General features: G+C 70.7%; 8 protein-coding genes and 1 tRNA gene. 3 read left to right on the forward strand and 6 right to left on the reverse strand.

Going from position 1 to position 9,783, the window contains the following annotated elements; genetic code table 11:
• Window positions 1-438 precede the first annotated feature (438 nt).
• Window positions 439-520 (reverse strand) — tRNA-Tyr (locus Q1V71_RS05760).
• A gap of 113 nt (window positions 521-633) precedes the next feature.
• On the opposite strand from Q1V71_RS05760, the gene Q1V71_RS05765 reads away from it, so the two are divergent.
• Window positions 634-1,125 carry a YajQ family cyclic di-GMP-binding protein gene (locus Q1V71_RS05765; RefSeq protein ID WP_300641605.1) on the forward strand — a complete coding sequence of 164 codons (492 nt, stop codon included), beginning with the start codon at window positions 634-636 and terminating at the stop codon, window positions 1,123-1,125.
• On the opposite strand, the gene Q1V71_RS05770 is transcribed toward Q1V71_RS05765, so the two are convergent.
• From Q1V71_RS05770 to Q1V71_RS05790, 5 genes are all read right to left on the reverse strand, one after another.
• The gene (locus Q1V71_RS05770) at window positions 1,116-1,988 is read right to left on the reverse strand and encodes an AraC family transcriptional regulator (protein ID WP_300641607.1); all 873 of its coding nucleotides are present in this window, start codon (window positions 1,986-1,988) and stop codon (window positions 1,116-1,118) included. The two genes, Q1V71_RS05765 and Q1V71_RS05770, sit on opposite strands and share 10 nt — an antisense overlap.
• Before the next feature lie 610 nt (window positions 1,989-2,598).
• Entirely contained in the window at window positions 2,599-3,594 is a 996-nt protein-coding gene (locus tag Q1V71_RS05775) for a sulfate ABC transporter ATP-binding protein (RefSeq protein WP_300641609.1), read from the reverse strand.
• Between the two features lie 21 nt (window positions 3,595-3,615).
• Window positions 3,616-4,440 carry a sulfate ABC transporter permease subunit gene (locus tag Q1V71_RS05780; protein WP_300641611.1) on the reverse strand — a complete coding sequence of 275 codons (825 nt, stop codon included), beginning with the start codon at window positions 4,438-4,440 and terminating at the stop codon, window positions 3,616-3,618.
• Window positions 4,433-5,290 carry a sulfate ABC transporter permease subunit CysT gene (gene cysT / locus Q1V71_RS05785; protein ID WP_300641613.1) on the reverse strand — a complete coding sequence of 286 codons (858 nt, stop codon included), beginning with the start codon at window positions 5,288-5,290 and terminating at the stop codon, window positions 4,433-4,435. The genes Q1V71_RS05780 and cysT overlap by 8 nt, the downstream gene beginning before the upstream one ends.
• A gap of 54 nt (window positions 5,291-5,344) precedes the next feature.
• Window positions 5,345-6,433, reverse strand: a complete 1,089-nt coding sequence (locus Q1V71_RS05790) for an extracellular solute-binding protein (RefSeq protein ID WP_300641614.1) — start codon at window positions 6,431-6,433, stop codon at window positions 5,345-5,347.
• Window positions 6,434-6,750: 317 nt separating this feature from the next.
• Between Q1V71_RS05790 and Q1V71_RS05795 the strand changes: the two genes are divergently transcribed.
• Both Q1V71_RS05795 and Q1V71_RS05800 read left to right on the forward strand, forming a co-directional pair.
• Complete coding sequence (locus tag Q1V71_RS05795; RefSeq protein ID WP_300641616.1) at window positions 6,751-8,703, forward strand: 2-oxoacid:acceptor oxidoreductase subunit alpha; 1,953 nt, start codon at window positions 6,751-6,753, stop codon at window positions 8,701-8,703.
• A 14-nt stretch (window positions 8,704-8,717) separates the two neighbouring features.
• Window positions 8,718-9,783 (forward strand): 2-oxoacid:ferredoxin oxidoreductase subunit beta (locus Q1V71_RS05800; RefSeq protein ID WP_300641618.1); only part of this gene is annotated, 1,066 nt, incomplete at its 3' end.

Here is a 9,783-nt window from a genome sequence, read left to right on the forward strand (position 1 = left end):
ACTGGGCACAGCGGTCATCAAGGTGTCCTTCTTCGAGTCGGTTGTGAGAGATCACTCGAAGGATCCACCTGGTGGCCGCGCCTACGTTGCAGGCACGCGCTCACTCAGGTCCGTCGTACACCACTCTGCTGGACTCCACTGCGGCACGCGCGACTCACCTGGTGGCTGAACGCAGGGGTTCCGCCAACGCAGGTCGCAAGTTGGGCGGGACACAGCGTCCGAGTGCTGCTGGACGTCTACGCCGGGTGTGTCGACGGTGGCGAGCAGCAAGCACTGAAGCTCCTCAGGAAGGACTAAACCGGGAAGCCTGGCGACAAACTTTGTCGCGTATTTGTCGCGGCCAGCCGTTGACAGCCGGACCCGGCCGGACAGAGCCGGACAGACACCGAAGAGCCCCTGACCAGCATCGCTGCTGGTCAGGGGCTCTTTGTCATGCTGTGGCAGGTGAAGGATTCGAACCTTCGAAGGCAAAGCCGACGGATTTACAGTCCGCTCCCATTGGCCGCTCGGGCAACCTGCCGGGATGTCGCGTACGGCGCCGTTTGGCCCCGCGGCAACGGGAGGAAACAATAGCGCAGCCCCCCGGGGCGACCTCAATCCGCCGCCCTTCCGCACCGAGCACAGGAGACCACCGTGGCCGACTCCTCCTTCGACATCGTCAGCAAGCTCGACCGCCAGGAGGTCGACAACGCGCTCGGCCAGGCCGCCCGCGAGGTCGCGACGCGCTTCGACTTCAAGGGCACCGGTGCCACCATCGAGTGGAAGGGCGAGCACGCGATCGAGATCAGCGCCTCCGCCGACGACCGGGCCAGCGCGGTGCTCGACGTCTTCAAGGAGAAGCTCATCAAGCGCAACGTCTCGCTCAAGGTCCTCGACGCCTCCGAGCCGCGCCAGTCCGGCCAGCAGTCCAAGATCGACATCGCGCTCAAGGAGGGCATCTCCTCCGAGGACGCCAAGAAGATCTCCAAGCTGATCCGCGACGAGGGCCCCAAGGGCGTGAAGGCGCAGATCCAGGGCGACGAGCTGCGCATCTCCAGCAAGAAGCGTGACGACCTCCAGGCCGTCCAGCGGCTGGTGAAGGAGCAGGACTACGACTTCGCGGTGCAGTTCACCAACTACCGCTGAGGCGCGTCCACCTCGACGCCCCGCGGGACCGGGACCGGGACGATGACCGTCGTGCGCAGCACCTCGCTCGGCGCTCGCCCGTAAGCCGCGCGGTAGTGGCGGCTGAAGCTGGAGCTGGTGAAGCCCCACCGGTGGGCGATCGAGGTGACGCTGCGGCCGTCGCCCGGCTCGGCGCTCCGCAGCTCGTCGTCGGCCTGGGCGAGGCGCACCCCGCGCAGGTACGCCGTGGGCGTGGTGTCGAGCTGGCGACGGAAGGCCATCTGGAGGGCCCGCGGGGTGACGAAGGCGGCGTCGGCCACCTGCTGCGTGGTCAGGTCGACGTCGGGGTGCGACTCGATGTAGGACACGGCGCGGCGCACCGTGGCGCTTCCTGCTCGCGAGGGCTCGCGGGGGACGACCTGCACGGCGTCGTTGGGGAAGCAGGCCAACGCCGTAGCGGCCAGCATCCGCGCGGCCGGCGCGACGACCAGTTGCGACCCGGCGTCGCCGAGCTCGGCCAGCAGCGCGTGGACCGCCGACGCCGCGTGCCACCACCGAGGCCCCAGGCCCCCGTGGGCCGTGCACGAGGTGAAGCGCGGGGGCCGGCGGGAAGCGTCGTCGCGCCGGCCCATCACGTCGGCGACCAGGGAGGCCGGCAGGCGCACGGCGAGCAGGGAAGCATCGCGCACCTGCCACCGCAGGTCGGCGGGGACGTCAGGGTGGTTGGCGAGCAGCACGTCCCCGGCACCGACCCGACGAGCGTCGGAGTCGCTGGGGTCGATGGGGTCGACGACGCCGCCGAGTAACGAGAGGACCACGACGTCCCGGCTGCCCGGCACGTGGACGTCGGTCTCGCCGGGCACCTCGACCCGTGCGGACCGCACGACCCCCGGCGTCCCGGCCGCCACCACGAGCCGCGCAGGGTGCGGCGGACGGTCTCCCCTCGGCAGGGGGTTCGCCACCCAGTCGCACGCATCGAGGAGCACGGGGTCCGCACCGAGCAGCCCCGGGTACGCACGGTGCCTGTCGGGTTCCCAGCCCTGGGGGAGCGCGCCCGCCGGGGACCCGCTGCCCATCACGCCCTGGCTGCGATCACGGGGACGGAGCGCTGGGCCATGTCTCGGAGGGTAGGCCCGATCGCCGACGACCGCGTCCACCAAAGGGTGGTGCCGCGCTTCGCCCCGTGGGTCGACCGGTTCGTTCTGCGCCTAGCGCGCCGGGGCGGTCCGCGGCGAGCATCGAGACACCCAGGGTCTGCGCACCCAGCCCCTGGGATCGCGCGGCGCCGTCGACCATTGCCCCCCAACGGTCGGCGGCGCCCCCGGAATGTCGCCCGGCACCGGCACCCGCACGCTGCGAGCGGCGTCGTACGCCGCTCAGGAGGCCCGGACCACCAGCCCGACGAGCACGTGCAGCCACCCCGCCAGCACGCCCCGCTCGTGGGCGTCGAGGGCCAGCAGCGTCCGCACGCGGTCCACGTCGACCGGCCCCGACTCAGGCCACCACACCGTCGCGCAGCCGGAACGGCATCGACGGCACCGTGGCCGCACCCACGGCGGGGCAGAGCCAGAGGGTCGCGCCCTCGTCGACGTGCAGGGCCTTGGCGTGGGTGCGCGTCATCGAGACCGTCACCTGCTCCCCCGCCGTGGTCTCGGCGCTGACCCGCACCTCGAAGCCGACCCGCAGCACGCGCACGACGACCGCCTCCTGCGCCCCGGCCCGGCCGGGGCCGCGGTCGACCTCGATGTCGTGGGGCCGCAGCACCACCCCTCCGAGGGTCGTGGTCTCGCCGAGGAAGCCCATGACGAAGTCGTTGGCGGGGTCGTCGTAGAGCTGGTCCGGGGTGCCCACCTGCTCGACCCGGCCCTGGTTGACCACGACGATCTCGTCGGCGACCTCGAGGGCCTCCTCCTGGTCGTGGGTCACGAAGACGGTCGTCACGTGCACCTCGTCGTGCAGGCGGCGCAGCCAGTCGCGCAGCTCCTTGCGCACCTTGGCGTCGAGGGCACCGAAGGGCTCGTCGAGCAGCAGCACGGTGGGCTCGATGGCCAGCGCCCGAGCCAGCGCCATCCGCTGTCGCTGCCCGCCGGAGAGCTGCGAGGGCAGCCGGTCGGCGAACTGGCTCAGGTGCACGAGCGCCAGCAGCTCCTCGACCTTGGCCCGCACCTCGTCCTCGGGCTTCTTGCGGATCTCCAGGCCGAAGGCGACGTTGCGCGCCACCGAGAGGTGCTTGAAGGCGGCGTAGTGCTGGAAGACGAACCCGACGTTGCGCTTCTGGACCGGGAGCCGCGTGGCGTCCTTGCCCTCGATGACGACCGAGCCGGTGTCGGGGGTCTCGAGCCCGGCGATGATCCGCAGCAGCGTGGTCTTGCCGCCGCCGCTGGGGCCGAGCAGCGCGGTCAGCTGACCGCGCGGGAGGCTCAGGTCGATGCCCTCGAGGGCCACGAAGTGGCCGTACCGCTTGGAGACGCCGGTGATGTCGATGCTCATGGTGAGGCCTTTCAGGGGGTGTCAGCGGTGGGCTTCGCGCGAGCGGAGCAGGGAGACGACGACGATGGCGAGCACGGAGACGCTGGCGAGGAGGAAGGCGATCGCGTAGGCGCCCTCCTGGTCGAAGTTGAGGTACTTCTCCTCGACCGCGAGGGTCGCGGTGCGGGTCTCCCCCAGGACGTTGCCGGAGACGACCTTCACCGCGCCGAACTCGCCGAGGGAGCGGGCCAGGGTCAGCACGACGCCGTAGACCACGGCCCACTTGATGCTGGGCAGCGTGATCCGCCAGAACGTCTGGCGCCCGCTCGCCCCGAGGCTGCGCGCGGCCTGCTCCTGCTCGTCGCCGAGCTCCTGGAGCACCGGCACCACCTCGCGGATGACGAGGGGCAGGGAGACGAACGCGGTCGCCATGATGATGCCGGGGGTCGAGAAGATGACCTGGAGGCCGGCGCCCTCCAGCGTCGGGCCGAACCAGCCGTTGCGGCCGCCGTAGACCAGCACCAGCGCCAGGCCGACGACGATCGGGGAGACCGAGAGCGGCAGGTCCATCAGGGCGCTGAGGATCCGCTTGCCCGGGAAGACCGTGCGCACCAGCAGCAGCGAGACGGTGACGCCGAAGACGGTGTTGATGGCGGTGGCGACCACTGCGGCGACCGCGGTCAGCCGTAGCGCGTCGACCAGGTCGGGGTCCTCGAGGATGCTGCGCAGCGCCTCGTCGCCGTTGGCGAAGGTGTTGGTGACCACCAGCGAGACGGGCCAGATGACCAGCAGCACCAGGTAGGTGATGACCAGGACCCGCAGGACGTACGTCGTGGGGCCCGGCGCGGGACGGGTGCGCTCAGCCACGGCGGGCCACCCGTCGCTGGACGACGTCGAGGACCACGATGACCAGCAGCGAGATCACCAGCAGCAGCGTGGCGATGGCCGCCGCAGTGGCGCGGTTGTCGTTCTCGATGGCGCTGAGGATGCGCACCGAGGTCACCTCGGACTCGAAGGGCAGGTTGCCCGAGAGCAGCACGAGCGAGCCGTACTCGCCGACGGCCCGGGCGAAGGAGAGGGCGGCGCCGGCCGCGATGGCCGGGGCGAGGGCGGGCAGCACGATCCGCCGGAACGTGGTGAGCCGGCTGGCACCGAGGGAGGCGGCGGCCTCCTCGACCTCCTGGTCCAGCTCCTCGAGCACCGGCTGCACCATCCGCACGACGAACGGGAGGGTCACGAAGAGGAAGGCCAGGTAGATCGACCAGCCGGTGTTGGCCAGCTCCAGGCCCAGCGGGCTGTCGTTGCCGTAGAGGGAGAGCAGCACCAGGCCGGCCACGATCGTCGGCAGCGCGAAGGGGACGTCGATGACCAGCTCGAGCAGAGCCTTGCCGGGGAACCGGTCGCGGACCAGGACCCAGGCGATCATCGTGCCCATCACGACGTTGACCAGGGTCACCGAGAACGCCGCGAGGACCGTGATCCGGATGGCAGCGGCGGTCTGCTCGTTGGTGACGGGGCGCCCGAAGCCGTCCGGGCCACCTGCGGCCGCGGTGGCGACGACGGCGGCGAGCGGGATGAGGACCAGCAGGCTGAACCAGGTCATGGTCAGCCCGAGACCGATCCCGGACGTGCGGGTGAGGTTGTGGCTGGGCGTACGCCGTCGTGGGGCCGGGCCGACCGTCAGGCTCGGTGGTCGGGGCTCGAGCTGCACGCTCATGTCAGCCTCCCTGTCTTCTCTCGTGGCACGTCGGGGATCGGGATGGGGCCGGGACTACTCGGTGGCCTTGCCGGACTTGGCGATCGCCTCGGTGACGATGCCGAGCGACTGGCCGTCCTCGCCGGTGCCGAAGAGCTTGTCCACGATGCCGCTCCAGTCACCGCCACCGAAGTTGCCGTCGAGGGTGAGCAGGTTCTGCACCGCGGGGAACGGGTCCTCGGGGTCGGCAGCGCCCTCGATGTCGGAGGCCTCCAGGCCCACCGCAGCGAGGTCGGCGGTGCCGGGCTCGTCGAGGTTGAGCGGGCGGAACCCGGTCAGGGCGAACTGGCGCTGGCCCTCCTCGCTCAGCACGAAGTCCAGCCACGCCTGGGAGGGCTCGCTGGCCTCCTCGAGGATCGCGCCGGGGTTCTCGATCAGCATCGTGGTCTCGGGGATGACGTAGTCGAAGCCCTCGCCCTGCTGGTTGGCCAGGATGGCCTCGTTCTCGTAGGCCAGGAGCACGTCGCCGTTGCCCTGCAGGAAGCTGGTGGTGGCGTCGCGACCGGAGTTGGTCAGCGACACGACGTTGGCGAAGATCTGGTCGACGAACTCGGTGGCCTCCTCCTCGGTGCCGCCGTTCTCGGTGATGTGGCCCCAGGCGGCGAGCGCGTTCCACCGGGCAGCGCCCGACGAGGCCGGGTTGGCCGTGACGATGCCCACGCCGGGCTCGACCAGGTCGTCCCAGCCCTGGATGTCCAGCGGGTTGCCCTCGCGCACACCCAGGACCACGATCGAGGTGGAGACGATCCCCTTGTTCTCCCCGTCGTCCCAGGCCTCGTCGACCAGGCCGGCGTCGACCAGTCGGGCCACGTCGGTCGCGACCGACAGGTGCACGTAGTCGGCCTCGAGGCCCTCGGCGACGGCACGGCTCTGGTCGCCGGAGGCGCCGTAGGAGGTGTTGAACTCCACGCCCTCGCCCTCGGGCGTGGAGGTGAACTCGTCCGCGATCGCCTTGTTCGCGATCTCCGGCACGGCGAAACCGACGATGTTGATGGTGTTGGCGTCGTCGGCCGCGTCACCGTCACCGCCGCAGGCGGCGAGGGCGAGGGACAGCGGGAACAGGACGGCGGCGGCGCGCACGAGGCGCCGACGGGGTGTCGTCATGGTGACTCTCTTCCAGCCCGCGGACGGGCCTTGCGTGGGGGGCCGGGCATTTCCGGTCAATGTCGAGTGAATTAGTCCATTTACATCACAAGACGTCAAGCCAGACCCTCCCGGCGTGTCGAGGATCACGCGGGGCGCGTCGACCGGAGCGCGGACGGGCACTTGACGCGTCCGGGGCGCGTCTACAGTGGCGAAGGCGTCCGGGGACGTCGGTCGGACACCTGACCGATCGGCAGGATCCGTGCGAAACTAGAACACGTTCTAAGCATCGGCGTACGAGCGCGGCCACCCCGCGCTCGCGAAGGAGTGGGCGCACCGTGTCCAAGCAGGTCAAGCAGCTCGACCGGGTCATCATCCGGTTCGCCGGGGACTCCGGCGACGGCATGCAGCTCACCGGCGACCGGTTCACGCAGGAGTCGGCCGCCTTCGGCAACGACCTCGTGACGCTGCCCAACTTCCCGGCCGAGATCCGCGCCCCCCAGGGCACGATCCCGGGTGTCTCGTCGTTCCAGGTGCACTTCGCCGACCACGACATCCTCACCCCGGGCGACGCCCCCGACGTGCTCGTCGCGATGAACCCGGCGGCGCTCAAGGCCAACCTCGCGGACCTGCCCAAGGGCGCGACGATCATCGTGGACACCCACGACTTCTCCAAGCGCAACCTCGACAAGGCGGGGTACGCCGAGAACCCGCTCGACGCGATCGGCGACACCGCCGGTCCGCTGGCCGACTACGCCGTGCACACCCTGGACCTGACCGGCATGACCGTCGAGGCGGTCAAGGAGTTCGGGCTCTCCCGCAAGGACGCGGCCCGCGCCAAGAACATGTTCGCCCTGGGCCTGCTGTCGTGGATGTACGGCCGCCCGACCGACACCACCGAGGCGTTCCTGGCCCGGCGCTTCGCCAAGGTCCCGGCCATCCGCGACGCCAACATCACCGCCTTCAAGGCCGGTTGGAACTTCGGCGAGACCACCGAGACCTTCGTGGTGCGCTACGAGGTCAAGCCCGCCGCGATGTCGCCGGGCACCTACCGCAACATCACCGGCAACCTCGCGCTCGCGTGGGGCCTGGTCGCCGGCGGCGTGCAGTCCGGCCTGCCGGTCTTCCTGGGCACCTACCCGATCACCCCGGCCTCCGACATCCTCCACGAGCTCAGCAAGCACAAGGGCTTCGGCGTCACGACCTTCCAGGCCGAGGACGAGATCGCGGGCATCGGCGCGGCCATCGGCGCCTCCTTCGGCGGCGCCCTCGGCGTCACCTCGACCTCCGGCCCCGGTGTCGCGCTGAAGTCGGAGTCGATCGGCCTCGCGGTGATGACCGAGCTGCCGCTGGTGATCGTCGACGTGCAGCGTGGCGGTCCCTCCACCGGGCTGCCGACCAAGACCGAGCAGGCCGACCTGCTGCAGGCGATGTTCGGCCGCAACGGCGAGGCTCCCGTGCCCGTCGTCGCCCCGCAGTCACCGGGCGACTGCTTCGACGCCGCCGTCGAGGCGACCCGGATCGCGGTCACCTACCGCACCCCCGTCTTCCTGCTCTCCGACGGCTACCTCGCCAACGGTTCCGAGCCGTGGCGGATCCCCGAGGTCGCCGAACTGCCGGTCATCGACCCGGCGTTCGCGACGGCCGACGCCGACCAGCCCTACATCAACGAGGCTGCCGACGGTTCACTGACCTTCGAGCCCTACCGCCGCGACCCCGAGACGCTGGCCCGCCCGTGGGCTCCCCCGGGCGTCGCCGGGCTCGAGCACCGCATCGGCGGTCTGGAGAAGGCCGACATCACCGGCAACATCTCCTACGACCCGGCCAACCACGACTTCATGGTCCGCACGCGCCAGGCCAAGATCGACCGGATCGCCGACTCGCTCCCGCCGCTGCAGGTCGACGACCCGTCCGGGCAGGCGAAGGTCCTGGTCATCGGCTGGGGCTCGACGTACGGCCCGATCGGCGCCGCCTGCCGCCGGGTGCGCCGCGCCGGCTTCGACGTGGCCCAGGTGCACCTGCGTCACCTCAACCCCTTCCCGAAGGACCTCGGCGAGGTCCTCCAGGGCTACGACAAGGTGCTGGTGCCCGAGATGAACCTCGGCCAGCTCTCGCTGCTGCTGCGCGGGAAGTACCTCGTCGACGCCCTCGGCTACAACCAGGTCAACGGCATGCCGATCAAGGCCGCCGAGCTCGCCGAGGCGATCGGCCACCTCGTCGCCGAGGCCGAGGGCATCCCCGCCGACCAGCTCGACCTGTCCGTCGCGACCAGCCAGGAGGTCCACCAGTGACGATCGAACTCAACATGCCGACCTTCCGCTCCGGCATCGAGGGCGTCCCGACGCTCGAGGAGGGCCAGACCCAGACCGGCAAGGACTTCTCCAGCGACCAGGAGGTCCGCTGGTGCCCCGGTTGCGGCGACTACGCCGTGCTCAAGGCGGTCCAGGGCTTCCTGCCCGACCTGGGGCTGCGCCGCGAGAACATCGTGTTCGTCTCGGGCATCGGCTGCTCGAGCCGGTTCCCCTACTACCTCGACACCTACGGCATGCACTCCATCCACGGTCGTGCGCCGTCGATCGCCACCGGTCTCGCGACCGCGCGGGAGGACCTGTCGGTGTGGGTCGTGACCGGTGACGGTGACGCGCTGTCGATCGGCGGCAACCACCTGATCCACGCCCTGCGCCGCAACGTCAACATGACGATCCTGCTGTTCAACAACCGCATCTACGGCCTCACCAAGGGGCAGTACTCCCCCACGTCGGAGTCCGGCAAGATCACCAAGTCGACCCCGATGGGCTCGGTCGACCACCCGTTCAACCCGGTCTCGCTGGCACTGGGCGCCGAGGGCACGTTCGTCGCCCGCACGATCGACTCCGACCGCAAGCACCTCACCTCGGTGCTCGCCGCTGCCGCCGCGCACCGCGGCACCTCGCTGGTCGAGATCTACCAGAACTGCCCGATCTTCAACGACGGGGCCTTCGACGCGATCAAGGACCGCGACACCAAGGCCGACGCCCTGATCCCGCTCCGGCACGGCGAACCGGTCCGGTTCGGGGCCGAGGGCTCGCGGGGTGTCCGTCGCGACCCGGCGGACGGCTCTCTCCAGGTCGTGGACGTGGCCGGCGAGGACCGGGCGGACGGGGTCCCGGTGGAGGACCTGCTCGTCCACGACGCGCACGCCGACGACCCCACCTCGGCCTTCGCGCTCTCCCGGCTCACCGACGCCGGCTACCTGCACCGGGCGCCGATCGGGATCTTCCGCCAGGTCGAGCACCCGACGTACGACGATCTGGCGCGTGACCAGGTCAGCACCGCGCAGCAGGGCACCGGTGACCGGGCCGAGGCGCTCGCCGGCCTGCTGGGCGCCGGTG

The organism is Nocardioides sp. (assembly GCF_030149505.1).
Taxonomy (GTDB): Bacteria; Actinomycetota; Actinomycetes; order Propionibacteriales; family Nocardioidaceae; genus Nocardioides.

What these genes read in the sequence shown, in the direction of transcription:
- cysT (WP_300641613.1), bottom strand. Translation starts at nt 5,290, where the DNA reads ATGAGCGTGCAGCTCGAGCCCCGACCACCGAGCCTGACGGTCGGCCCG.
- Q1V71_RS05775 (WP_300641609.1), bottom strand. Translation starts at nt 3,594, where the DNA reads ATGAGCATCGACATCACCGGCGTCTCCAAGCGGTACGGCCACTTCGTG.
- Q1V71_RS05790 (WP_300641614.1), bottom strand. Translation starts at nt 6,433, where the DNA reads ATGACGACACCCCGTCGGCGCCTCGTGCGCGCCGCCGCCGTCCTGTTC.